Origin of the sequence: Myxococcus sp. MISCRS1 (assembly GCF_026626605.1) — a bacterium.
Lineage (GTDB): Bacteria > Myxococcota > Myxococcia > Myxococcales > Myxococcaceae > Myxococcus > Myxococcus fulvus.
The window spans coordinates 9,844,974-9,870,177 of record NZ_JAPNKB010000001.1 but is presented as its reverse complement, the minus strand read 5'-3'; the positions used below and the strand labels follow the sequence as shown (position 1 = coordinate 9,870,177).

General features: G+C 69.1%; 18 protein-coding genes. 7 read left to right on the top strand and 11 right to left on the bottom strand.

What is annotated here, in order from left to right:
• The first annotated feature begins 54 nt into the window (after positions 1 to 54).
• The gene (locus OWM54_RS39710) at positions 55 to 1,320 is read left to right on the top strand and encodes a cytochrome P450 (RefSeq protein ID WP_267700689.1); all 1,266 of its coding nucleotides are present in this window, start codon (positions 55 to 57) and stop codon (positions 1,318 to 1,320) included.
• 48 nt (positions 1,321 to 1,368) lie between these two features.
• Here OWM54_RS39710 and OWM54_RS39705 read toward each other — a convergent pair whose 3' ends face one another.
• Complete coding sequence (locus OWM54_RS39705; protein WP_223747318.1) at positions 1,369 to 2,199, bottom strand: hypothetical protein; 831 nt, start codon at positions 2,197 to 2,199, stop codon at positions 1,369 to 1,371.
• Positions 2,200 to 2,532: 333 nt separating this feature from the next.
• Positions 2,533 to 3,630, bottom strand: a complete 1,098-nt coding sequence (locus OWM54_RS39700; RefSeq protein WP_223747317.1) for an energy transducer TonB — start codon at positions 3,628 to 3,630, stop codon at positions 2,533 to 2,535.
• Positions 3,631 to 3,870: 240 nt separating this feature from the next.
• On the opposite strand from OWM54_RS39700, the gene OWM54_RS39695 reads away from it, so the two are divergent.
• Positions 3,871 to 5,460, top strand: coding sequence for a hypothetical protein (locus OWM54_RS39695; RefSeq protein ID WP_267700688.1), 1,590 nt, complete (start codon positions 3,871 to 3,873; stop codon positions 5,458 to 5,460).
• A 161-nt stretch (positions 5,461 to 5,621) separates the two neighbouring features.
• Here the strand turns inward: OWM54_RS39695 and OWM54_RS39690 are convergent, their stop codons facing one another.
• From OWM54_RS39690 to OWM54_RS39680, 3 genes are all read right to left on the bottom strand, one after another.
• Positions 5,622 to 6,851, bottom strand: coding sequence for a cytochrome P450 (locus OWM54_RS39690; protein WP_223783720.1), 1,230 nt, complete (start codon positions 6,849 to 6,851; stop codon positions 5,622 to 5,624).
• A 111-nt stretch (positions 6,852 to 6,962) separates the two neighbouring features.
• Positions 6,963 to 8,435 carry a hypothetical protein gene (locus OWM54_RS39685; RefSeq protein ID WP_267700687.1) on the bottom strand — a complete coding sequence of 491 codons (1,473 nt, stop codon included), beginning with the start codon at positions 8,433 to 8,435 and terminating at the stop codon, positions 6,963 to 6,965.
• Between the two features lie 41 nt (positions 8,436 to 8,476).
• Positions 8,477 to 9,379 carry a TIGR02996 domain-containing protein gene (locus tag OWM54_RS39680; RefSeq protein ID WP_267700686.1) on the bottom strand — a complete coding sequence of 301 codons (903 nt, stop codon included), beginning with the start codon at positions 9,377 to 9,379 and terminating at the stop codon, positions 8,477 to 8,479.
• Positions 9,380 to 9,776: 397 nt separating this feature from the next.
• Between OWM54_RS39680 and OWM54_RS39675 the strand changes: the two genes are divergently transcribed.
• Together OWM54_RS39675 and OWM54_RS39670 are read left to right on the top strand one after the other, a co-directional pair.
• A complete protein-coding gene (locus tag OWM54_RS39675; RefSeq protein WP_267700685.1) occupies positions 9,777 to 11,081 on the top strand; it encodes a hypothetical protein in 1,305 nt (434 codons plus the stop codon).
• A gap of 146 nt (positions 11,082 to 11,227) precedes the next feature.
• Positions 11,228 to 12,622: an ELWxxDGT repeat protein gene (locus OWM54_RS39670; RefSeq protein ID WP_267700684.1), complete on the top strand. Its 1,395-nt coding sequence runs from the start codon at positions 11,228 to 11,230 to the stop codon at positions 12,620 to 12,622.
• Between the two features lie 553 nt (positions 12,623 to 13,175).
• On the opposite strand, the gene OWM54_RS39665 is transcribed toward OWM54_RS39670, so the two are convergent.
• Both OWM54_RS39665 and OWM54_RS39660 read right to left on the bottom strand, forming a co-directional pair.
• Complete coding sequence (locus OWM54_RS39665) at positions 13,176 to 14,543, bottom strand: SH3 domain-containing protein (RefSeq protein WP_267700682.1); 1,368 nt, start codon at positions 14,541 to 14,543, stop codon at positions 13,176 to 13,178.
• Positions 14,544 to 14,780: 237 nt separating this feature from the next.
• On the bottom strand, positions 14,781 to 15,770 hold the full coding sequence (locus tag OWM54_RS39660) for a cation diffusion facilitator family transporter (protein WP_267700681.1): 990 nt from the start codon (positions 15,768 to 15,770) through the stop codon (positions 14,781 to 14,783).
• Between the two features lie 107 nt (positions 15,771 to 15,877).
• On the opposite strand from OWM54_RS39660, the gene OWM54_RS39655 reads away from it, so the two are divergent.
• From OWM54_RS39655 to typA, 3 genes are all read left to right on the top strand, one after another.
• Complete coding sequence (locus tag OWM54_RS39655) at positions 15,878 to 17,461, top strand: sigma 54-interacting transcriptional regulator (protein ID WP_223747306.1); 1,584 nt, start codon at positions 15,878 to 15,880, stop codon at positions 17,459 to 17,461.
• Complete coding sequence (locus OWM54_RS39650) at positions 17,458 to 18,396, top strand: alpha/beta fold hydrolase (protein WP_223747305.1); 939 nt, start codon at positions 17,458 to 17,460, stop codon at positions 18,394 to 18,396. The genes OWM54_RS39655 and OWM54_RS39650 overlap by 4 nt, the downstream gene beginning before the upstream one ends.
• A 205-nt stretch (positions 18,397 to 18,601) precedes the next feature.
• Positions 18,602 to 20,449 (top strand): translational GTPase TypA, encoded by a 1,848-nt coding sequence (gene typA / locus OWM54_RS39645; RefSeq protein WP_223747304.1) that lies wholly within the window; start codon positions 18,602 to 18,604, stop codon positions 20,447 to 20,449.
• 181 nt (positions 20,450 to 20,630) lie between these two features.
• On the opposite strand, the gene OWM54_RS39640 is transcribed toward typA, so the two are convergent.
• The 4 genes from OWM54_RS39640 to OWM54_RS39625 all read right to left on the bottom strand — a co-directional run bounded on the left by OWM54_RS39640 (position 20,631) and on the right by OWM54_RS39625 (position 25,193).
• Positions 20,631 to 21,950, bottom strand: a complete 1,320-nt coding sequence (locus OWM54_RS39640) for a hypothetical protein (protein WP_267700680.1) — start codon at positions 21,948 to 21,950, stop codon at positions 20,631 to 20,633.
• 53 nt (positions 21,951 to 22,003) lie between these two features.
• Positions 22,004 to 22,606 carry an adventurous gliding motility protein CglE gene (gene cglE, locus OWM54_RS39635; RefSeq protein WP_141323891.1) on the bottom strand — a complete coding sequence of 201 codons (603 nt, stop codon included), beginning with the start codon at positions 22,604 to 22,606 and terminating at the stop codon, positions 22,004 to 22,006.
• Positions 22,607 to 22,776: 170 nt separating this feature from the next.
• Complete coding sequence (locus OWM54_RS39630; protein ID WP_223747301.1) at positions 22,777 to 24,858, bottom strand: TonB family protein; 2,082 nt, start codon at positions 24,856 to 24,858, stop codon at positions 22,777 to 22,779.
• A gap of 50 nt (positions 24,859 to 24,908) precedes the next feature.
• The gene (locus tag OWM54_RS39625; RefSeq protein ID WP_063789782.1) at positions 24,909 to 25,193 is read right to left on the bottom strand and encodes a hypothetical protein; all 285 of its coding nucleotides are present in this window, start codon (positions 25,191 to 25,193) and stop codon (positions 24,909 to 24,911) included.
• Positions 25,194 to 25,204: the final 11 nt, after the last annotated feature.

The window sequence follows — 25,204 nt, the reverse complement described above, 5'->3', positions numbered from 1 at the left end:
TCCCTTGGGTTAGGCTTCTGCCCTCCGACCTATCTTCGAGGGAGGGCAGCACGCATGTTCAAGGACAGCGCCGCGTCAGGACTCGGGTCCGAGTACCGCCCGCTCGAATCTCCCCAACTCGAGAACCCCCACCCGTTCCTCGCGCGTGCGCGGCGGGAGGCGCCGGTGTTCTTCAGCCCGGCGCTGGGGGCGTGGGTGGTGACCCGTCATGCGGACATCAGCGCCGTGGTCGCCGATACCGAGCGCTTCTCCTCCGCTGAATCCATCACCGTGGGCGCCGCGACCACGCCTCCCGAAGTCGTCGCCGCGCTGATGGACGGCTACCCCCTGGTCCCCAGCCTCGTCGACAATGATCCGCCCGCGCATTCGCGCTTCCGCGGCCTCGTCAGCAAGGCCTTCACCGGACGGCGCCTCGCGGAGAAGGAGCCCTTCATCCGCGCCCTCGTGGACGAGCTCATCGACTCCTTCCGGAACGAGGGCAAGGCGGACCTGTTCCTCCGGTTCGCCCATCCGCTGTCGGCCAGCATCATCGCGGAGATCCTCGGCATCCCCCGCGCGGACATCCACCGGTTCCGGCGCTGGTCCGACGAGCTGACCACGGTCCTCGCCGCCCATGGCCCCATCGAGCACCAGGTCGCCTGCGCCCGAGGCGTCGTCGAGTTCCAGCGCTACCTCGCCCAGGCGCTCGAGGAACGCAAGACAGCGCCCCGGGAGGACCTGCTGAGCGACATCGTCACCGGCTCGCGGGAGCTGACGCCGCCCATGAGCATGGCGGAGCTCGTCAGCATGCTGATGCAGGTCCACTTCGCGGGGCACGAGACGACCGCGGGCCTCATCGTGGGCGCGGTGGAGCTCCTGCTCGAACATCCGGAGCAGCTCCAGGCCCTTCGGGACGACCCGAGCCTCATCGCGGGCGCCGTCGAGGAGGCCGTGCGGATGACCTCCCCCGTGCATGCCATGTTCCGGACCGCGCTGGAGCCCGTGGAACTCGGGGGCGTCCCCATCCCCAAGGGCGCCCACATCCGCATCGTCTACGCGTCCGCCAACCGCGACGAGGCCCGGTTCCACGAGCCGGAGCGCTTCGACGTCCGACGGCCTGACGTCAAGAAGCACCTCGCCTTCGGGCAGGGGCTGCATTTCTGCATCGGCGCCCCGCTCGCGCGGCTCGAGGCGCGCCTGGCGCTGGAGGCCCTGCTCCGGAGCCTCCCGGGGCTCCGGCTCGGGCCAGGGCAGACGCCGGGCTTCTTGAAGAGCGTCACCGTCCGGCGGCACGAGAGCCTGGAGGTCGCGTGGGAGGTCCACGCGACACAGCCTCGCTGACGACCGCGCTGATGCCGCGAGGAACCTGGGACCGCCAGCCCCCCGGTATCAGGGGGCGCGCCACTGGTTGTAGTTGGAGCGATGCATGTTCGTGTGCCCGCGCTGCTCCTGCTGCGCCAGGTACTTCTCGAAGGTGTCCCAGACTCCACCCTCCTGCAGCTTCGGCCCGTAGGTGTCGAGCGCGGCGGGCCATCCCAGGTTCTGGATGCCATGCGCCATCATCTGGTGGTGCATGGACAGGCCGTCGTACTCGGAGCGCTCCGCCTCGTGGGCATAGCGTGTCTCTCCCGCGTTCACATCGGACGGGTCCTCGAACTCGCCCGCCAGCGCCCGCGCCTTCAACGCGTCCGTCCGCGGCGTCTGCAAGGCATTGGTCATCTCGAACGCCATCATGCTGGCGCGCCGGGGCGACGGCGTCACCCGCTCCTGGATGAGAATCTGCCGGGCCAGCGGGCGCCAGGCCGCGAGCGGGGCATATGGGTCCGTGTTCCCGGTGCTGACATTGACCGAGCCTTGTTCGAGGATCGACTGCACCCATTGCTGATAGATGGGGTTGCGCAGGAACTCCTCATGCGCCCTCCGATCGAAGTCCGCGTACTTCGACGGGTCCGCGTCCACCACGTCCTCGCTGTCGCTGTCACCCTCGCGCTGGACGACGCCGCTCCCGCCCCACGACATCCGCTGCACCGGCGCCGCGCGAGGCCCTCCGTCGTACGCGCGCTGACGCTGGAGCTGCGCCTGGACCGAGGGGCGCTGATTGAGGCGCTCCGCCAGCATCCCCAACGCGCTCCCTCCCGCGGAGAAGCGCTGCGCGACCGGCCTCGCCGCATGCGACTCCAAAGCCCGTGCTGACTCGACCCGTTGAATGACGGTGTGCATCGCTGGATGACCTCGTGAGGGTTCACGGCGCCCGCGCGGAGGTGCATGGGCTCACGAGATGATCTCCAACCGCCACGCGGCTGTCACGCCACGCACGTCCGCGACGAGGCGAGGCAGCGAGAGCTTCGCCATGGCGACCCCACCTCCCCGATGCGGTGGAGCATGAAGCGGGAGCCTCCCGCGACGTGGGCCGGGGCGCTCGCGGATGAGAGGAATCATCGAACCGCGCATCCTCGCAACCCGGCGCTCGCGGCTTCCTTCTTCACGCGTAGGCGGCGCCGGGAGAATTCGGCACCAGCCAGGTCGCGTGAGGCAGGACGACGACGCGGCGATTCAGGGCGCGACAGGACTCGGCGCGGGCGGGGACCCACCCGGGCAGTCCCGCTGGTAGTCCGCGAGGGTGCGCTCGAACCGCTCCCGCTCCTCTCGCGGCCACTGCTCCTGGAGCCTCGCCACGGCTTGCCGCTGGTCCGCCAGCGCCTCCTCGCACCGCCCCATCCCCCGAAGGACCGCGGCGGAGGTCTCCAGCACATAGGCGTTGCGCGGCGCCAGTTGCCGGGCCACCCGCACCCTCGGCTCCGCCTCCGCGTGGCGCCCCGCCTGGACGTAGTGCCATGACAGCTCGTTCGCGGCCCACCAGTACGTCGGTGCCAACGCGTTCAACCGCTCGAGCGCTTCGACATAGCCAGGGGCCTCGGGAGTCTGTGAGCCCAGCAACTTCGCCAGGTGCGACCAGGCGTCGGCGCTCCCGGGGAAGCGGGCGACGCGCATCCGGACCCACTCCAGCTCCGCCTCGGGAGTCCGGTTCTCGAGGGGCATCTGGAACTGGATCCGGAAGAGGCGCGAGGTCGCGATGGGATGCCCCGCGAGCATGGCCGGTTGATACCGGGTCGCGGCGAAGACCTTCACCAGCTCCTCGCCGAACTTCGGGAAGAGAGACTCCACGACCTGGAGTTCCCGCGCGCGTCCGTCCGTGTCCACCCGGCCCCGGAGGACGACCACCTGCGGCTTGCGGAGGAGGAAAGCCTCCCTCGGGATGTCCGGCATCGACGGCCCCTCCACCCGCTTCACGGGCTGGAAGTTCGTGAGCAGGAACTCACAGGCGTCGAACAGGTCGACGGCGCAAGCGGCCGACAGCGTCGCGGAGGCCTGCCGCACCTGCGCCTCCGTGGGCGCGCCCTTCAACAGCGCCACGGCCTCGGCGAAGGCCTCACGCGCCCTCTCCGGCGCGACGCCTCCCTTCGCCCCCGGGTTGAACAACGACGCGGGTGGCAGCTCCGAGGCCTCGCGCGGATTGCCTTCCGGGTCCAGTTGGTACGCCATCGCGAGGGAGAGCTGTCCATGACTCGCGGGGAGTGACGGAGCCCCCGAATGGGCACAGCCCGTCGCCCACAGCACGACCGACAAGGACACGATGAGAGTGTGACGCATGGACGGTCACGCTACCCTCAGCCCGCCCCTGGGGCCACCGCCCACGCGGCTTCGTCAGCCCTCCGTCCTCCACTCGCGCTCGAACCCGTCATGGAGTTCGTGGACCTGACAAGGTCAGCGGTGGTGCATCCCACCGCCCCAGCGAGTCCTGGGACAGGGCCGAACGTCCCCGCTCCTTCCTTCGCCCCGGGGGGCCCTCCACAATCCCTGGCCTCCACGTGGCATGGACAGGAGCCCCGCATGCGGACCCAGATGGCCCGGTCAACCCACGAGCGCGCCAGGCAGCCCGTGATGCGCGCGGGGCACACGACGGACTCCCCCCACGTCAGCCAGTTGAGAGCGCGTCAGGGAGAGCTCGACCAGAGTCCTCGCGTGCGGGCGCTGTCGCGCGTCGGCACCTCGCTCAACCCGGGCGCACCGAGCTCCGCCGCGCCCATCCAGCGGATGGAATGGCGAAGGCAGGGAGCGGGCGTCGTCCCGGAGGACACCGCCTACGCCGGCCCGGCGCCCGACCTCGCACTGATTCCTCCGGGACTGCTGGAGCACCAGATCTGGGATGACGCCACGAACAACATCTACGACGGCGCCACCGGGCTGCTTCGCGCCAACCATCACGTGCCCCAGCCGGGAGACGCATTGGTTCCAGGGGACCTGCAAGCGCAGTTCGACATGCTGAGCGAGGGTCCGCCCGCCGCGAGCAAGAACGTTCTCAAGAACTATCTCCCCAAGCTCAACACCCTGTCCAAGAACATCGGGGCGTGGATGGCCAAAGAGGCGCCTCCGGGTAGCGAGGAGGAGATGGCGGGCCTCAGGCTCAAGGCGCGAATCGAAGCCATCAAGAGCCGCCCCGTGCTCCGTGAACAGCCGACCCTCCCCCCAGACAACGAGAGCGCCAGGGCCTCGTTGGCGCTGGGCGGCGCGGCCAACAGGCTCCATGACCACGTCAAGCCTGGAACCGACACTCCCGGGGCCCCCATTGACGTGAACGTCATCGACTCCGCGATATCCGAAGATCCCACCGGCCGGACCCGCTCCGTCAGCACTGGCGAGCTGACGCCCAGTGGTGACGGGCTCATCTGGTGGGCTTCGGCGGCCCAGGGCCTGCGCGAGGTCGCGGAGAGCAAAAAGACAGAAAGCAAGTTGCTCCACCTGCCGGTGGGCTCCGGGAGGGTCCCCATTGGCGTGAAGGGCCCGAGCAAGAGCCTGCTCAAGGGAGAGTTCATCGTTCTCGGACATGGCGCGCCGATTGCCTACGACGAGAACCCCAACCAGCAGGGATTGCGAACGCCCGGCAACGCCGGAGCGGAGCACAAGGTCAGCTATCCCGAGTTCCTCAAGCGACTGACCCATCTGCAGGCAGCAGAGAGCGTGGACGACCCGGTGCTCGCCCAGGCGATGCTGGCGATGGTGAAGAACCCCGCCGAGGATCCTCCGGACGCGCTCGCCAGCTTCCACAACCTGCTGAGGGAGATGCTCGTCACCTGGATGGTCGCTGAGCCCGCCCGGCACCGCTCCGTCATCTTCAACAGCGTGCTGAGTCTCCAGGAGATCGCCAACGGAACCCACAAATTCGCGGACATGCTCCCGGACGACGGCCTGTATCCGATGACCGGCGGAGGCACCGCGAAGGCAGGACGGAAGGCAGAGGAGTCCGAGAGAAATCTCTTCGCGAACAAGGCCGCCCACCCGCCCACGAAGGTCGAGAACCGACAGAAGGACCAACTGAAGCGGACCGCCACGGGCGGAGACCTCTCCTCCCCGCTCGAGCAGGTGCTCCTCGAGCACGGCATCGGAGGCACCCGCCTGCGCTACGTTCCGCAGGGGCCCTGAGCTGGGAGCAGCAGTCGCTCATCACCCTGGTGGCCATCCTGGCCCTGGGCCCCACCCACCCCGCCCTCCCTCGCGGCCCGCGCTTCGTCCGACCACTGGAACTGGTCTCCCCTCCCCTTCCAGGCTCCCCAGGGTGACGAGACTGGCGGACAGGTCCTGGGTCACGCGAGGCGCGCCGGCAGGGGCTGTCCCGTCGCGGGAGCAAAGACCTCGACGGGAAGCGTGACCGGCCCACGGACGATGAGGGAGGTCGTCCAGTCGATGTGCTCCGTGCGGAGCTCCAGCCGCTCCACCCGGGAGACGAGCTCCTCCAGGGCGACGCGCGCCTCCATCCGCGAGAGCATGGCCCCCAGACAGTAGTGGGCCCCATGTCCGAAGGAGAGGCGCGGCGGGCCCTCCCGCTCCAGGATGAACCGGTCGCCGTCCGGAAAATACTTCTCGTCGCGGGCGGCGGAGGCCAGCGACACCAGGACCAGGGCCCCCTGGGGCAGCTCCACTCCGGCCAGCGTCACGTCCTGGGTGCACAGGCGCAGCGTGGACATCACGCTGGGCTCGTAGCGCAGGGTCTCCTCGACGAAGCGAGGGATGAGAGTGGGGTCTTTGCGCAGGCGGAGCAGCAGCTCCGGATGGTGGAAGAACACCCGCGCGCATTGGCTGAGCAGGTTGACGGTGGTCTCCAGCCCCGCGACGAGCAGCAGGAAGAGGAAGCTCATCAACTCGTGATGGGTCAGCGCCACCCCGTCCATCCGCGCCCGGAGCAGGTCGCTGACCATGTCATCCCGCGGAGCGCTCCGCCGCTCGTCCAGCACGCCTTGGAAATACCGCTCCATCTCATCGAGGGTGCGGTGCTGGCGCTCCATCTCCACTGCGCCCTCCGGCTGGACTCCATTCATGGTGACGAGGACATGGGTCCAGCGCATGAAGTGTTGCTGCAACGAGGCATCCAGCCCGAGGAGCCAGCCCATCACGGTCGCGGGAATGGGCATGGCGAAGGCGTCCACGAAGTCCACGTGCTTCTTGTCCATCATGTCGGCCACGTGCCGCCGGGCGACCCCGCGCAGGCGGGCCTCCAACTGTGCCAGCGCCGCGGGAGTGAAGGCACGGCTGATGAGCGCGCGCAGTCGCCCGTGCTGGGGCGGATCCAGGAAGAGGAGCGAGTCGGCGAAGGGGTTGACGCGCTGGAGCCACGGCGGCTGCGCGGTCAATCGCAGCCCCTGGGACGAGAAGAGGCTCGCGGACTTGAGCACCTGCTGCGCCTCGTCGTAGCGGGTGACGAGCCACATGCCACCGGGGTCCACCTGGACGACGGGGCCACGGCGTCGCAGCTCCGCGAGATGAGCGTGAGGCGACTCCAGGTATTCGCGGGACAGGAGATCGAGTCGGGTGTCCATGGGCGTGGGACCTCCACCTGGAGATGGTAGGGATTGCCAGACATTGCTCAAGCGAGCGCGGGAGGGCAGTCCGCCACCGGACAGATGAATTGTCCTTGGGCCCAGCGGGCCTCACCCCCACTCGACGTGAGCGTAGGCCTCCGTGGCCTGCTTCAGCTCCTGCATCTGCCAGGGCTTGAGCCTGCGCTCGCAGCGCACGCGAAGCCCTCGCGTCCCGAATCCTTCCGCCGCGCGAAGGACGTCCACGAAACGGCCGACGGCCTCTTCGCTCACCAGCGTCGCCTCGATGGGCACCTGCTCCGCGGGCCGCACCGTCAGCCGCCATGCGGCCTGCCTGTCGGCATCCAGGCGCTCCAGCTTCCTCACCAGGGACGAGCTGGCGCAGTGGCGCAGGCCCACCGGGTCCGCGTCGCGGAGCTCCAGCCACGACAAGCTCGGCAGCAGCGCCAGCTTCTCGAACGTCTTCGACCAGCCAACCCCAGGCCCGGCGACCAGATGGGCCCCGTGCCCTCCACACTCACACAACTCCAGCCTGCTCACGGAAGGATGGAGGTCCAGGTCGTGCGCCGCCGCGAAAGCCATCCGACGAATCCGTCGGACACCGCGCAGGTGCGCATGCATGAACCACTCCCTGTCGAAACCTCCGCCCCAATCAATCTCCCGCACCGTGCTCCACGCGACGCCCGGCTCGGGCCAGGGCGGTTGAAGGGTGGCTCTCCCACCCAGTTGGACAGCCACTGGGAACCCTCGCTCGAAACGCGTCGTGCCCGGCATGACGAGCAGCCCCAGAGGCTCCTCCCAGCTCGTTCGATGCGCCGCGAGCAGCGCGTCGACCCGGGCCTCATCGGGAGCGGGCGAGCATTGCAGCACGATGAACTCGCCCCAGGGGTCTCCAAGGGCCACCAGCTCATCGGCCATCACCAGCCGCGCGGCATCGTCGTCGAGCTGGGCGTAGACCTGGGGCAGCCACTGCTCCCGGATGCTCGCGCGGCGCCGCTCGTGGTCCCCTCTCGCGTCGAGCGCGTTGCGCACGTCCCGCAGCACGGCCTCGGCGCGCGCACCCAGGACCGGAGGCACCCACTCACGCCCCATCCGGATGATGAAGGCGAGCCGACCGGCGGATTCGTTGTCCGGCGCCAGTCTGGTTTGCAGCGCCTGGAGCGGCGCGATGTCGAAGGGCGGGCCCACGTGCTTGAGCGCCAGACACAGCTTCGTCAGGTTCAGCGGAACCTGGAACTCGGGCCGCCCGGACAGGCTCACCAGCGCGGGCCCGAGCTGCGGGTTCGGGGACATCCGCAGGACCTGGTCGAGGTAGAACATCTCCAGTGTCGAGGACCGCCTTGTCTCCGACACGAGGGTCGACGCCATGGCTCTGGGAGTGACCTCCCGCGTCCCGTCCGGCGACGGCTTCTCGTTGCCCTCCGCGTCGAGACGACTCGCGACCAGGCGCTGCTCGACCTCCTCACACAGCTTGACCAGCGCCGGTGAGCGACACACCCGCCAGGCGGCCAACAGGGCGCCGAGCGCCTCGTCTTCGTCGTACCGGGCAAAGGACTCCGCGGCGCGCTCCAGGTGACCCAACACGCTGTCTTCCACACCACCACTCTACCGCGACGTGGACACGCTCACATCCATTCCACGTGGGAGAACCCAGACGCGGCCCGGCGCAGGCGCTCGACGCGCACGGCATCGAGGCTGTGCTCCCGGCGCACCCGCAGGCCCCGGGACCCGAACCCCTCCGCCGCGCGCAGGACCCGCTCGAAATCATCGATGGCCCGCTCGCTCAGGAGCGTCGCCTCGATGGGCACCTCCGCGCCCGGCCTCACCGTGAGCGACCAACGTCCCTGCCCGACGATGTCGATGCGCGCCAGCTTCGTCGCCAGCCTGGATCCCGCGCACAGGCTCACATCGTCCAGGTGCGCGTCACGCAGCTCCAGCCACGACAGGCTCGGCAGCAGGGCCAGCCTGTCGAACACATCCGCCGCCACGGGCGTGCCGCGCACCTGGGGCACGACAGGCCCACACAGCTCCAGTCGAGTGACGCCAGGCGGCTGCCCCATCAACCGGGCCCAGAACAGCTCCACGCTCCGCATCCTTGTCACGCCCCGAAGGTGCGGATGCGCGAGCCACTGTCCATGGACCACAGACCACGCGAGCCCCACCCAGTCGATCTCCCGCACCGAACACCAGGCCGGTCCTGGCTCGGGGGGAATCCGACGCGCCGCCTCTCCCGACATCCGCACCGCCACGGGCAAGCCCCGCTCGAACCGGGTCGTCCCAGGCTCGACGAGGCCCCCCAGGGACAGCTCCCAGCTCCGGACATGCTTCGCGAGCAACGCGTCGATGCGCGTCGGGTCCGGAGCGGCGGAGCACTGGAGCACGATGAACTCGCCCAGGGGGTCGCCCACCTCCAGCAACTGGTCCGCCATCACCAGCCGCGTGGATTCGTCCTCGGGGTTCGCATGGACGCGCGGCAACCACTGCTCCAGGATGCGGGCGCTCCGCGACACGTCATGGGCCTCGCTCACGTCGCCAGCATATCGAAACCCTACGGCACCAAGCAGATGCCACGGTAGAAGCCGCGCAGCCGCATGAAGCCGAAGCTGTGCCCGCACACGCGGGGGCGGCAGGTTCATCCGCAGGAGACACTGACTCGATTCCGCGGCAGCCGAGGGTGTCCATCCGCGAGCGGTGTCCGGAATGCTCGATGCGGCGACTCCGACCAGCCGCTCGGCTACCTGTCCCTCCCTCTCGGCTGAAGCGAGTCCCTCGCACGTCGCCGCGAGCACAGGCGGAACCAGGTCGAGGCATCGGTTGAAGGGGATGCCCCGTCGCTGAAATTCATCCTTGTTGCCCTCCCCCGGGCGGATGGCCCGAGGCGCCGCACGGCCCCCACCTTCGCGGAGTCACGGAACGGGAGGGCCCATGCGACGCACGTGGACGATGGTCCTGGGGAGCGCAATCCTGGCGGGTGCACTTCATGCGGGATGTGGACCCGTTCGGGAGGAGGGGGAGACGACGATTCGAGAGAAGCCGGGCGCGGTAGAGGAGTCCCCTCTCGCGAACAGGCATGCGCCGAACAAGGCGTTCCAGGCGGCGCCGCTGGCCCGCAGTGGTGCGGCGGTCGCCTCGGGTGGTGGCAAATACCTCGCGGTCTGGGGAGATATTCGCCAGGGAGGCATCTACGGCACCCGGGTGGCGCGGGACGGCACCGTGCTGGACCCCGAAGGCATCCGCATCAACGTGGGGACGTCGAGGGGCCGCGCCCCCGCCATCGCCTTTGATGGCACCCACTTCTTCGTCGTCTGGGAGACGGGCAGTGGCATCGAAGGCATCCGCGTCGGGACGAACGGTACAGTGAAGGGGAAGGTCTTCTCCGTCATCAGCTCGGGTGAGACCTTCGGCCCCGTCCGCATCGCATGCTCCCCTCAGGCCTGCCTGGTGACCTTCACGGTCATCGGCACGGATGAGTCCGTCATCCATTTCAAGCGGGTGAGCCGTGAGGGCGTCGTCCAGCCCTCTCCGGACGAGACCGTGAGCCAGGGGTTCGCCTTCGCCTTCGACAGCGCCGTCACCTGGAACCCCAGCACGCAGCAGTTCCTCGTCGTCTGGTCCGACGCCCGTGGTGACACGGAGGACGAGAACGACATCTACGGCAACAGGGTGAGCGAGAGCGGTATCATCCTCGACGGAACCGGGTTCGCCATCTCCACGTCTCCAGGGCTCCAGGTGACTCCGGACGTGGCGTGGACCGGGCGCAGGTTCCAGGTCGTCTGGTCCGACCTCGAGGGGATGGACGCCAACATCCGCGGTGCGCTCGTGCGCCGGGATGGCTCGGTCGAGACTCCCGCGGGCTTCGACGTCTCCGTGGCTCCAGGACAACAGCGGGACCCTCGGCTGGCCCACCACGGCTCGAAGTCCCTCGTCGTCTGGGATGACACGCGTGAAGGCTCGCACCGTGTCTGGGGGACGCGCCTCGGCGAGGATGGCTCGACGTGGGACCCAGCGGGCTTCCCTGTCTCGGGAAATGACACCTCACAGGCCTTCGGACCGGCGGTCGCCTACGGAGGCAACCGCTTCCTCGCGATATACGGCGCGGGGGAGAGCTCGACGCCTGGCCTGCCCCACTTCGTGCTGGGGACTCGGGTGGGCCACGATGCCGAGATCGAGGATTCGCCCGCCCTGCCGCTCACCCTCGAGCCAAGGCCCGGCACGAGGAAGCTTCCATGACGAGTAGCCCGGCGCCGACAGCGAGCGCCGTCGATGCCATTCATCTCGATACACGGGTTGGACTCCAGAACAGGACAGCGAGCCATGATGAAGCCCTTGGGTGCCTTCTCCTCCCGTTGGGCCTGCTGGTGGGCTGCGCGCCGTCGATGGCCGACGAGGCCGAGCCATCCAGTGAGAGCCTGGAGGTGGCGGCGCTCAGCCGTCGTGAGTGGGCGCCCTGTGGCTTCACGCCCCGCAGGCTGAGGAATCTCGGCTCGGCGCGCGTCTACGCCTACGACCTCGTCCACGGGGATGGCGTTCTCTTCTTCGCCGCGAGCGATGGCGTCCATGGCACCGAGCTCTGGATGAGCAGCGGTACCGAGGGCGCGGGCACGGTGATGGTGCGAGACATCGCGCGAGGGCTGGAGAGCTCGGGGCCCACGGAGCTCACGATGGTGGGGGACCGGCTCTTCTTCGTCGCGGATGACGACGTGCGAGGCCGCGCCTTGTGGACGAGCGATGGCACCGAGGCGGGCACCGTCCTGGTGAAGCGGGTGCTCCCCATCGACGCAAGCTTCGGTGAGGGCCAGACGTTGGTGGCCTACAAGAACCGGCTCTACTTCTCCTCGGTCGTTCCAGATGGCACGGATGGGTACGAGTTGTGGACGAGCGATGGCACCGAGGCGGGCACCTATCGCGTGAAGGACATCGCTCCCGGACAGGCGAGTTCCTTCCCGCGCCGTTTCATCGTCCACGACGGATCTCTCTTCTTCGTCATCAGCATGGGGGATGAGAACTGGCTGGTACGCAGCGACGGCGGAACAAGCATCATTCCGATGCTCAAAGTCCACGACGGCACGCTCACGGAGGACGCGCTCATCTTTCGCATGAAGTCGGTAGGCAGGAAGCTCTTCTTCCTGGTGGACCTCAACGACGGCGGGGCTCACCTCTACGTCACCGAGGGCACGGCTTCGAGCACGCGCAACCTCCGCTTCTTCCCAGGGAGAGTTCCCCACGACCTGGTGGCGCTTCACGGCAAGCTATACTTCAGCGCGGGCTCGGGCCTGCCCGAGGGTGAGGAACTCTGGGTCAGCGACGGCACGACAGAGGGCACGCGGCGGGTGAAAGACGTGCGCCCGGGTGCAGTTGGGTCGGAGCCCACCGCCCTGGCGGTCGCCGGAGGGAGGCTGTATTTCGCCGCGGATGATGGCACGCACGGGCGCGAGTTGTGGATGAGCGACGGCACGGCCTCCGGCACGAGGCTGTTCAAGGACATCGTGCCCGGAGCCCAGGGGGCCGCTCCCGCGAGCGTGACGGCCCTTCAGGACTGGCTGTTCTTCAGCGCGACGACGCCAGGACGTGGGGCCGAACCCTGGGTGAGTGACGGCACGGCCTCTGGCACGCGGGCGCTCGACGAGGTCGCGCCAGGCCCGGCCTCCTCCTCCCCCCGCGACTTCATCCGCTCTGGCTGGGACGTGTTCTTCACCGCGGAGCAAAGCACCGGGCGCGAGTTGCATGCCCTGCCCTTCCGTCCCGACGCCCGCTGCACGAAGAAGCGCTAGCGCGAGGTAGCCCGCGCGCGCTCCCCTCGGTCCGAGTGGCAGACAGCCACAGCCGCGTCGCGACGGGTGTGCCTGACCGAGCTTCGCTCGCCGCGTCGGGAACGCTTGAGGCACGCACACAAGGAAGGTGGGGTCCTGTGGCGACACGGAGCGGAGCGCATCGCTCCTGCTCCGCGCGGCGCAGGCCCCGCTCCAGTGCCTCCACACAGGCGGCGTCCTGGGCGAGCACCTCGGCCACGAGGGCTGGCTGAGCCCATAGCAGCGCGCGCCACTTCGAGCGGCGCAGCGCGCTCACCAGCCGCGCGTAGCTGGAGGAGGCAGACTCGATGGACTCGATCCCTCCTTCCAACTGGCGGCGCAGTTCGTCGACGTTCGAGGCGGGACTCCGCATTTCTTGAGCACGCTCGACCATGGCGGACTCAACGTACGCAATCCCTTGCGTGCACTTCCAGCGGTGCCAGGAGAATGCGCGCCTGCCGTGTGGACGCGAGGCGTCTATCGACGCGGTCGCTGTTGGCAGTGTGACCTGGCGTCCCGGGTGTGTCGTCTGCGTTCAGCGGCAGCTCGGGTTGCCGCGCCTCGGCTTGTAGCTGGAGGAAGGGGTCTTCACGTCCTCCAGCACTTCGTTCCAGTCGAGTGTCTGGGTCTCGGCCAGGGTGGCTTCGTGCGGCGTGGTCTCGCGGTACTGGCGCACCCCCTCCACGCCCTCCGGAGGCCCGATGGGCTCGCCCACGCCGAGCTGCTTCGTCTCGCGGGTGAAGGCCAGCTTCAGCGTGTCCCTGTCGAGCGTCCAGGTGCCGTGCTTCTTGTAGTCGTCGACGAGGAACTCGAGCACGAGGCGGCCGTCTGGGCAGAAGTGGTAGGTGTCCAGTGTGCTGGCGTACTCGTTCTCGAGGATGAGTCCCGCGGCGTCGGGTCGCCAGTCTCCGCTCGCGGTGGGCTTCGGCATCGCCGCGCGCAGGCGGTGCTGCAGGGTGGAGAGCTGGGCGCGCTTGTCGGGCACCGGGGCCTTCTTCAGTGCGGACAGCGCACCGGCTCGGGCCCAGCCGAGCAGCCGCGTCTCCGACTGGATGAGATACCACGTACCGTCCGTGGCCAGCAGGGTGACGGTGCTGCCCGCGCGCAGCTTCGCCACGGGCTCCGCGTCGTCCTGGCGCGTGCGCAGGAGCGGGAAGGAGGTGGCGACCTTCGATCTGGCGCCCGAGGCGTAGAGCTCTGGCAACACGACGATGGCCCCGAGCATCGCGCCGTCGTCGACGCTCACCTTCTTCCGGAGCTCCCGGGCGGAAACCCAGCCGAGCGCGTCTTCGGACTTGCGCGCGAGTCCCGCGAGGTACCAGCCGCCATCACGGTCCGCGGGGTCTGGTTTGAAGGCGTGCAGCGAGAGGGCATGCTCGGGGCCGGCCAGGGTGACGACGTCCTTGCTGCCGGGCGTCTGCTGGAGCGACACCCACCCTGGAGGCGGGAGGTCGCGGCCCACGGCGTAGAGTTCCTGCGGCACCTCGGTGAAGCCCGGCTGCTTCGCGTCGTAGAGGTATTTGTCGCGGCGAGCCCAGCCGTCGGACATGGGGACGTCGCACAGGAGGATGCCATTGCCGGAGGCGCTCGGTACTCCGGGAGGCAGCGGCACTTCCCGGAGCGCCGTGCCCTCCTGGCGGAAGAGGCGGAAGCGTGACTCGCCGTGGACGAGCACCTCGCGCTGCTTGTCGCTGCTGTCGAGGTCCAGCACGGTGATGCCGCGCACTCCGGGCAGCTCGCCTTCGGTGATGGCTGTGCCCACGGTGAGCCGGAAGGCGCCGGGCTTCGTTACATCGAGCGTGAGGTGCTCGCGTGTGCCGTCACCATCCAGGTCCACGTCGGCCTTGTTCGTGGGTGAAGCAGTGAGCACGGCGGCGAGCACGAGGGCGCCTGCGTTGAGCATGCGGCGACTCTGATGCATTGCCGCCGCGACAGGCAAGGCAGCGACTGCGCTGACGCGGGGTGAGGCACTCCGGGGTGGTCAGTGCCTCGTCGTCCATCCTGACGGCCAATGCCACCTCTTGCGGTGACACCCCTACGCCGCTCTATCGCGCTGGCAATTCCCAGCACGCGCCAGACCGTACCCATCCGGTCTGTCATGATATTCGGTTGACTTCGCGCTCGTACGCGCCGACCGCCCTCAGTGCACCTCACCCAGATGGGCGTAGCTCTCGCTCTCTATCTGGATGGTGGTGTGGTCGATGCCGAACTTGTCGTACAGGTCGTGCTTCACGGCCGAGAGAATCTCGTCGTTGTTGCAGACCATCGGGTCCAGCACCACCAGGTGCGCGGACAGCGCGTACACGCCGCTGGAGATCGTCCACACGTGCAGGTCGTGCACCGCCGTGACGCCCGGCACGCGCAGCATCAGCTCGCGCACCTGCGGCATGTCCACGTGCGAGGGCACCGCCTCCATCAGCACGTCCACCGCGTCCCGCACCAGCCGCACCGCGCCCACCACGATGACCACCGAGATGACCGCGGAGATGATGGGGTCCACCACGAACCACCCCGTCAACGCCATGATGCCCGCGCCAATCAACACGCCCACCGAGGACAACGTGTCCCCCAGCACGTGAAGGAACGCGCCACGGACGTTCATCGAGTGTGTGCGATGCAAAAACCCCAAGGCCCCCAGGTTCGCCACCAGACCCACCGTGGCCACCAACGCCATCGGCTTCACGTCCACCGGCTGCGGCGAGTGGAAGCGCTCCCAGGCCTCGTAGAGAATGAACCCGGTGATGCCCAGCAACAGCACGCCGTTGAGCAGCGCGCTCAGGATCTCCATCCGGTAGTAGCCGTACGTCTTCTTCACGTCCGCCGGCTTGCCCGCGAACCACAGCGCCACCAGGCTCAGGGCCAGCGCGGACACGTCCGTCAACATGTGACCCGCGTCCGACATGAGGGCCAACGAGTGCGTCAGCCAGCCCCCCACCGCCTCCGCCAACGCGATGGTCGCCGTCAGCACCAGCGCGAAGATGAGCCGCCGACGGTCCTTGCGCCGCTCCTCCGCCAGGCCCCCCCGCTTGGGACCGTGCCCATGGCCGTGCCCATGCCCATGGTGGTGATGCCCATGGCCGTGGTCATGCCCATGCCCCGCCCCGCCGCGTGTGTGAGTGGAGGTAGTCACGGGAGAGAGAAGTGAGGATACAGCCAGGTCCTGGGGTAAGAGAGGGGAGAAACGCGATTCCGACGGCCCGGTCCCTCCCCGGAGCGCGGGGCCGGACGGAGGTAGGGATGGACTTCGAGAAGCACCAGAGCCTGCACACCATCATCATGCTGAGAGATGTCATCCGCAAGTGGTGGCAGATGGAGCTCTCCTTCGCGGATCGCCACGGCGTGGTGCACGAGTGGCAGCGGGGGGACATCTCCCCGCCTCCCAACCCGTTCTGTCGCATCGCCCTGTTCTCGAGGGAGGGCCTGCGCCGCTGCAGCCAGTCCGTGCGCGTGCTCCACGAGAAGTTCCGCGGGAACAAGAAGCTGCGCCGCTCGCTCTTCCACGACTGCCACCTCAACTTCAGCATCGTGGGCGCCCCGCTCTACGTCGACAACGAGTACGCCGGCTGCCTCTTCGTCGAGGGCTTCTCCCGCCAGATGCTCAACGCGCGTGAGGTGGAGGTGCTGCGCTCACGCCTGCTCCAGTTCGCCCCGCCCTTCTCCGACCTGGACCGCGCCGATGAGCGCGTCCCCGTGCTCGACGGCGCGGAGCTGGCGAAGCTGTCCGACCTGCTCGAGTTCGCCGCGCTGGAGATCGCCAACCACGAGTCGGAGCTCGCCCGCCGCGAGGAGCAGCTGCCCCCGCCATCCCCCGAGGTGCAGGAGCGCTACCGGTTCGAGAAGATCATCGGCCGCTCCGGGCCGATGATGGAGGTCTTCCGGTTGATGGAGAAGGTGGCCAACTCCGACTCCACCGTGCTCATCAACGGCGAGTCGGGCACCGGCAAGGAGCTGGTCGCGCGCGCCATCCACCACAACGGCCCGCGCAAGGACCAGCCCTTCGTGGTGCAGAACTGCTCGGCCTTCAACGACAACCTGCTGGAGAGCGCCCTCTTCGGCCACACGCGCGGCGCCTTCACCGGCGCGCTGCGCGACAAGAAGGGCCTGTTCGAGGTCGCCGACGGCGGCACCTTCTTCCTCGACGAGGTGGGCGACATGTCCCCCGCCCTCCAGGTGAAGCTCCTGCGCGTGCTTCAGGAGGGCACCTTCCTCCCCGTGGGCGGCACGCACCACAAGGAGGTCAACGTCCGCGTCGTGGCCGCCACGCACAAGGACCTGGGCGAGCTGGTCAAGCGCGGCGAGTTCCGCGAGGACCTCTACTACCGCATCAACGTCATCCGCGTGCAGCTGCCCCCGCTGCGCGAGCGCCGCGATGACCTGCCCGTCCTCATCGACCACTTCCTGCGCAAGCACCACCGCGAGGGCCAGCGCACGCGAGGCCTGTCCCCGGAGGCGCTCGCCATCCTGGGCGCCTACGCATGGCCGGGGAACATCCGCGAGCTGGAGAATGAAATCGAGCGGCTGCTCGTGCTCGGCGGAGACCTGGAGATGCTCCCCGCGGAGCTGCTCTCCAGCCGCATCCGCGACGCGGTGGTGCCTGGCGGTGGCCCCTTCATCCCGCCGCGCGCGCACGGCCGGCTGCACGAGGCGGTGGAGGCGCTGGAGCGGGAGATGATCCACCAGGGCCTCTTGCGCACGCGCAACAACAAGAGCCGGCTGGCGCGCGAGCTGGGCATCAGCCGCTCCAACCTCATCCTGAAGATCGCCCGCTACGGGCTGGACCGGGGCCTGCCCGAGGACGAAGAGGCCGAGGTGGAGGCATGAAGGCGGAGGCCGTCTACTTCCACCAGGACTACCTGCGCGTCCCCGACGGCGCCGACCTGTACTACCAGGTCACCGGCGACGGAGAGCCGGGCGTGGTGCTGTGCGACGGCCTGGGCTGTGACGGGTTCGCCTGGAAGTACCTGGCCCCGTACCTGTCGCGCCGCCACCGCGTGCTGCGCTGGCACTACCGCGGGCACGGCCGCTCGGGCATCCCCGAGGACCGCGAGCGCATCGGCATGCTCTACACCTGCGACGACCTGCAGCGGGTGATGGACGCGGCCGGGATGGAGAAGGCCGTGCTCTTCGGCCACTCCATGGGCGTGCAGGTGGCCCTGGAGTTCCACCGCCGCTACGCCAGCCGCGTCGCGGGGCTGGTGCTCATCTGCGGCAGCTACGGCAACCCGCTCGACACCTTCCATGACTCCAACGTGCTCAAGAAGCTCTTCCCGTCCCTGCGCCGGGTGGTGGAGCGCTTCCCCGAGCAGTCCGCGCGCCTCATCCACGCGGCCCTGCGCACGGAGCTGGCGGTGCAGCTGGCCATCTCCCTGGAGATGAACCGCGAGCGCATCGCGCGAAACGACCTGGCCCCCTACTTCGAGCACCTGGCCCGCATGGACCCGGTGGTGTTCGTGCGCACGCTGGACTCGCTGTCCGAGCACAGCGCGTGGGACCACCTGCTCCACGTGGACGTGCCCTCGCTCGTGGTGGCCGGAGGCCGGGACAAGTTCACCCCGGGGTGGCTGTCGCGGAAGATGGCCTCCCGCATCCCCGAGGCCGAGCTGGTCCTCATCCCCGACGGCACCCACACCGCCCCCCTGGAGGCCCCGGGGCTGGTCGAGGTCCGCGTCGAGCGCTTCCTCCGGGAGCGGCTGGGCGGGCCCTCCGCTGGCCGGCCCCTCGCTGCGTCCGTCCGGGCCCCCACCACGGGTTCCTGAGAGTGACGACGGGGTGACAAGGCCCCCCTGGGAGCCCCTGTCGGGAGGGGTGTGCCGGCCGTCCAGTCGCCCGGGGGCCGTCCACGCTCATTGCAGGGGACGCACTCACGGCATATAAGCCCCCGCCTTCCGGGTTCCGGTGGGGTTCGGGAGACCTGTCTTTCTCGGGGCATCCCCCCCGCCCTTTCACCTCAGTTCGGTTCGTATGATTCCTCGCGAAAACATCCGTAACGTCGCCATCGTCGCCCACGTTGACCATGGCAAGACCACGCTCGTCGATCACCTGCTGCGGCAGGCGGGCACCTTCCGTAGCAACGAGCACGTCGCCGAACGGGTGATGGACTCCAACGACCTCGAGCGCGAGAAGGGCATCACCATTCTCGCGAAGAACACCGCGGTCTCCTACAAGGGCATGCAGATCAACATCATCGACACCCCGGGTCACGCCGACTTCGGTGGTGAGGTGGAGCGTGGTCTGCGCCTGGTCGATGGCGTCATCCTGCTGGTGGACGCCGCCGAAGGTCCCCTGCCCCAGACGCGCTTCGTGCTCAGCAAGGCGCTGGCGATGGGCCTGAAGACGGTGCTGGTCATCAACAAGATCGACCGTCAGGACGCCCGCGCCCCCGAGGTGCTGGACCAAGTCTACTCGCTCTACATCGACCTGGGCGCGGACGATAAGCAGCTCGAGATGCCCGTGCTGTACACGATTGCCCGTCAGGGGCAGGCGTCCACGAAGCTCGACGTCCCGGGCACGACGCTGGAGCCGCTGTACGACGCCATCATCAACCACATCCCGCCCCCGCCGGCCTCCCAGGAGACGACGCCGCAGCTGCTCGTGGCCAACCTGGACTACGACGACTATGTCGGCCGTCTCGCGGTGGGCCGCGTGCAGGCAGGTCGCTTCACGCCCAACATGCCCATCTCCGTCGTTCGCGAGGGGGGCAAGGTCGAGCCTGGCAAGATCGTCAAGCTGTACGGCTTCTCGGGCCTCAAGCGCGTCGAAATCCAGGACGCCGGCCCGGGTGAGATCGTCTCCATCGCGGGCATCGAGGACGTGTCCATCGGCGACACGTTCGGCGACCCGGAGAAGCCCGTGGCGCTGCCGCGCATCACCGTGGACGAGCCCACGATGATGATGATCTTCAAGGTCAACGACGGACCGCTGGCCGGCAAGGAAGGCAAGTTCGTCACGTCGCGCAACCTGCGCGAGCGCCTGTACCGCGAGGCCTACCGCAACGTGGCCGTGCGCGTGGAGGACACCGCGACGCCGGACGCGTTCCGCGTGGTGGGCCGCGGCGAGCTCGCGCTGGCCGTCATCATCGAGAACATGCGCCGTGAGGGTTACGAGCTGACGGCCTCCAACCCGGAGCCCATCACCAAGACCGTGGACGGCGTGCTGCACGAGCCCATGGAGCTGGTGTTCTGCGACGTGCCGGAGACGAGCGTCGGCTCGGTGACGGAGCGCATGGGCACGCGCAAGGGCCGCATGACGGACATGGGGCAGCTGGGCTCGGGGCGCACCCGCCTCCAGTTCCGCATCCCCGCGCGTGGCCTCATCGGCTTCCGCTCGGAGTTCCTCACGATCACGCGCGGTGAGGGCATCATGAGCAGCCAGTTCGACGGCTTCGAGCCGTGGTTCGGCTACATCGCGAAGCGCCAGAACGGCGCCATGGTCTCCGACCGCCTGGGCGACACGGTGCCGTACGCGCTGTTCAGCATCCAGGAGCGCGGTCAGCTCTTCGTGGGCGCGGGCACCACCGTGTACGAGGGGATGATCATCGGCGAGCACTCGCACCCGTCCGAGCTGAACGTGAACTGCTGCCGCGAGAAGAAGCTCACCAACATCCGCGCCGCCGGCCGCGACGAGAACGTCATCCTCGTCCCGCCGCGCGAGATGGGGCTGGAGAAGGCCCTGGAGTGGATCGCCGACGACGAGCTCGTCGAGGTGACGCCCAAGTCCGTGCGCATGCGCAAGAAGGCCCTCTCCGTGGGCGAGCGCTACCGCGCCGAGCGCGACCGCAAGCGCGAGGACCGCGCGGCCGAGGCCGAGTAGTCGCGCTGAGTTGATTTGATGCACGAGGGCCCGTTCCTTCCTGGGAGCGGGCCCTTCGTGTTTCCAGGGGCGGGCCTTCCGCCTCGAGGGGCATCGCCGGCCGCAGGCTCCGGGTGGCTTCCTGGTCCACGGCTTCGACCCACGAGGCACCGGGTCTCGCGGGGCCCGACTGGCCTGCTTCTCAGTCGGACGTGGCGCTGCACGAGGCATCCATGCCCGAAGGCGTCACCGGCTCAAGGTCCGGTGGGCCCAGCGAGGCCAACGTGCGGCGCACCACCGTCCAGGACTCGCCGGGGCCCAGCTCGCCCGAGGCGAAGGCTCGCTCGGGTGCGTCCTCGACCACCGCGAGCTCCTCCGCGTCCACGTAGAGCGGCGCGCCCCAGTGGAAGCCGGGTCTCGGCGGGAGGTGCCACGTGGCGCCATCGGAGAGGCGCGTGAGGACCAGCGTCCCTTGCGGCTCGCCTCTGCGTGTCTCCAGATGCAGCGCGTGACCTCCGCCCACGACGGCGGAGACCTCCGTGAGGAAGTCCTGCCGCGAGGCGCGCAGACGCCTCGGGCGCAGGTCCTCCGCGTGGTGCGCCAGCGGAGAGGTCATCAGGTCCATGCGCGTGAAGGCGTGGCGCTCGGCGTCGTAGCCGTGGCCCTCGAACCAGACCAGGTGCTCGCCATCCGTCCGGGGACAGGCCGCTCCGCCGCCCATCGAGGGCACCACGAGCGGTTGCGCGGGCTCCCCTTCCCTCCAGGACCACAGCGACGCGCGGCCCTCGTCCAACGCGCTGAAGAGCAGCGCGTCGCCGCCCACGGTCAGGTGCGCCGCCACGGTCCGGTCCGGCGCGCTCCATGCCTCCACGGGCCCGCCGTCGCCCTCCCAGCGCGCGCTCCAGACCCGGCGACGCGTGGGGGTGCTCGCCATCCATCCAGGCCCCAGGATGGCCTCCAGGGGGCTCGCGCCCTCGGGCCGGGGCCACACCCGGACCGAAGCGCCCGCGCCCTCGAACAACACGCCGATGAGGCTTCGCGGACGCGTGCGCCCATCGACGGCGTTGCCCTCGAACAGCGCCTGGTCCGTGCGCAGGTCCCGCAGCCGCAAGTCGCAGCCCTTCGCCCCATCGAGCACGCGGGCGAGGAACAGGACCTGCCCCAGCGAGAGGTTCTCGACCCGCAGCTCCAGCGCGGAGTCACGAACCTGGGAGTAGCCCAGCATCCGCGTCCCATCGCGAGCCGCGCCGAAGAGCGCGAAGTACCGGTGCCCCGAGCCCGGGTCCGGTGCCAGCTCCTGACAGCCCTCGCCACATGGCCGCCACGACGACGCGGGATGATGTTGGGGGCGCGGGTCCACCTCCAGGCCCTCACAGGCCGGGGACACGGGGAGCGGTCCTCCAGGCCGGGAGGGCGCGATGCGCGAGGACAGCCCCCACAGGACGCCCAGCACCCCGCACATCGACAACAGCACGAGCCCCCGCGTCGGCCAGCGCGGAGGCAGGGACCTTCCAGGGGACATGCCGGGACAACGACGGCCCCGGCGTTTCTTCCCGTGAAGCCCTCAGCCCACGCTCAGAACGTGTACTTCACCTTCGGGAAGATGGCGAAGGACGTGATGTTGGGGCCGATGACGTAGCGCGCCAGCAGGTCCGCGCCGACGGTGAAGTGGTCCATGCCCGTGGCGTACTCCAGCCCCACGCCCACGCCCGCGTTGGGCGAGCTGACGGCGCGGCCCGGATCGTTCTCGTCGGGGTCCACCGGCGCCGGGTCCATGCGCGTGTAGCCCGCGACCAGCTTGGGCGTCAGGTACAGCCGGTTCATCAGCGGCACGTGGTACGCGGCCGACACGTCCAGGAACTGCATGGTGAAGTTGTCGGACAGCGAGCACGTCTCGGTGCCCGGCAGGTAGCCCGCGAAGCAGTTCTGCGCGGACGAGCCCATGCCGAAGTGCGCGCCCAGGGAGATGCGCTCCGTCAGGTCGTAGCCGATGCCGAGCTGCAGGTAGGTCTGAGCGTTCGAGTACGCGTTCTCACCGCCCACGGTGAAGAACACGCCGACGTTGGTGTCGGTGTAGAAGCCGCGGCGCGGCTGGAACTCCACTCCCTCCGGCGGCGTGGCCGCGAGGGCCGGAGACGACAGCAAGGCGAGCGCGGCAACGAGCTGGGACTTCTTCACGGGTCCTCCCCACGCGGTGCCCCTCCGGTCCAACCGGAAGTGGCGACGGACGTTAATGACGCCCCCCTCGTTCCGGCAATGAGGGGCGGGAATGAAAATGGCGTGGACCGTTCCGTCCACGCCACTTGGAGGGACGGCGGAGCGCCGTCCCGGGCTTTACACCCGCGTGACTACCCCTCGCCCTCGGAGCCCGCCGGCGAGAACATCCACGGGTACGTCACCGCCACCACGCCGCCGCCCTTGGGCTCCGGGAACTTCCAGCGACGGATGCGGGAGATCATGCACTGCTCCGCGCGGGAGTTGCCCAGCGTCGACTCGGAGACCGTCGCGTCGGAGACCATGCCCGCCGGGTCGATGGTGAAGGCCACCGCCACCTTGCCCGCGAGGCTCGGGTCCTTGTTCAGCTCCGACTCGTAGCAGTACTTGATCTCGTTCTGGTGGCGCCGGATGACCTTGGCGATGACGTCCTTGTCCAGGCCGCCCACCACCGTCGTCTTGCCGGGGATGACCTTGGTGATGGACTTGCCGCGGCCGCCCAGGTCGATGCCACCCGAGCCTCCCGCGCCGCGTCCCTCACCCTTGGTGCCCAGGCCGCCGATGCCCATGGCCGTGCCGCCACCGCCGGTGCCGGAGCCACGCGAACCCAGGCCCCCCACGCCCTGGGCGTCACCCATCGCCGCGCCGCCCTTGAGGCCGCCCAGCGCGTTGTTGAGGCCGGTGCCGAAGCCGCCGGGGCCGAACACGTCCGAGGCCCCGCCCTTCAGGCCCTTGAACGCGCCGAGCAGACCGACCTTGCCCACCACCTGGCGGTCCTTCTCCTTCTTCGTCTTGTCCACCACGGGCGTGCCGGGCTTGGACGGCGCGGCCTCGGCCTGCTTGGCCTCCTCCTTGCCGAACTTGCCCTCCTCGTCCTTCGCCTTCGCGCCCTCCTCCACGCCGGACAGCTGGAGCTTCTTCTGCTCGAGCTTCTTCTCCGGGGTGATGAGGAACTTCGCCACGCGCTGCTGGGACTCGAAGATGTCGTTCGCCGGCGCCTGCTCCGAGCGGGGCGTGAGCGCCATGGCCGCCACCACCGCCGCGCCCGCGAGCAGGCAGATGCTGACGATCTTGAAGAACGTGTAGTCGGCCTCCGCCAACGAGGTGGCGGCGATGGCCGGCGACGGCTTCACGTACCGGGCGACGAAGGCCACCGTGCCGAACGACACCTCGACGCGGTCATGCAGGCCCAGCTTGAAGACCTGCTCCTTGTCCTCGGGCGTGCCCGTGAGCAGCCCCGCGGCGCGCAGCGTGTCCTTCGACTTCACGTTGCCGCGCTCGGTGACGATGACGCCCGTGCCCTGCGGCGCGTGCACCTCCAGCACGTCACCGCGGCTGATGACCAGCTCGTGGCGCTTGCCCACCGTCGGCGCGAAGACGTGGAAGAAGTTCTTCTTGCCCTCGCCGATGGTGACGGGGACGCCGTCCTTGAAGTGCTGCACCTGCAACAGGGTGTCGCCCCACAGCATGGACACCTGGAGCACCTTCTCCCGCGCCGTGGGCATGGCCTCCGGCGGGAGCTGCTCCTGCAGGTGAGGCAGCACCGCGCGACGCGGGGCCGCCGCGACGGGAGGCGTGTCCACCCGGGGCGTGGGCCGCGCTTCCTCGCGCGCCATGGGCGGCGGAGGCGGAGGTCCCACGCGGTTGAGGCCGGGCGGAGCCACGCGCTCGGTGCGCAGGCCGCCGACGTTCGCCGAGGGAGCAGGACGCGGATTCGTGAAGACGAAGCCGCCTCGCGTGTTGCCGCCCGCCGCCGACGGAGGAGTGACCACCTCCGGCACCGTCCGGTTCACGGGCGGCGGAGTGGGCGTCCGCTGCGTCACAGAGCCCTGGAACGAGCCCTGGAAGCGCGGTCCCGCCACCTTCGCGCCCGCGGGTGCGAGACGCTCGGGTTCGTCGGAGCCTCCGAAGAGGACCTCCACCCGCGTGCCTCCCACGCGCAGCACATCCCCGGGTTTGAGCGCGGTGGGGATGACCAGCTTCTGGCCGCTCACCTCCGTGCCGCCCTCGCTGCCGAGGTCGATGGCCGTTACCGAACCATCCTTGTCCACCTTGAGCATCACGTGGAGATTGGAGACCCGCGGATCCTGAACCTTCACCGCCGCCTGGGCGCCCGACCCCACGATAACGCTCTCCGCCTCCGACACGGTTTCCACCGTGGAGCCATCAGGCCCCGTGATTCGAAGGGTCAAGCCGTTGTTCTTCGCCGCCGCCATGAAGTTCTTCCTTCTTCCCTTCCGCTCCCGAAAACGCCTGACCGCCGCCGCTAGAGGTTGTCGACGGACTTCTGTAGCTCCGGGTCGAAGTTCTCCCGGACCTTGATGAGACTCTGGAAGTCCGTCTTCTTGCGGTGGAGCACGTATGAGCCTTCCGGCTTCGTCAGCTCGCCCTCCACCGCGACATCGGTGAAGTCGATCACCGTCTTCTTCCGGAAGACCGTGCGGTCCTCCTCCTGGATGATCTTCACCGAGTCTTTTGACTGCTCCTGCGCCATCACCGCCGGCGCCGCGAGCAGGCCCATCATCGTCACCGTCGCTGCCAGTCGCCGCATCTCCAGACCTC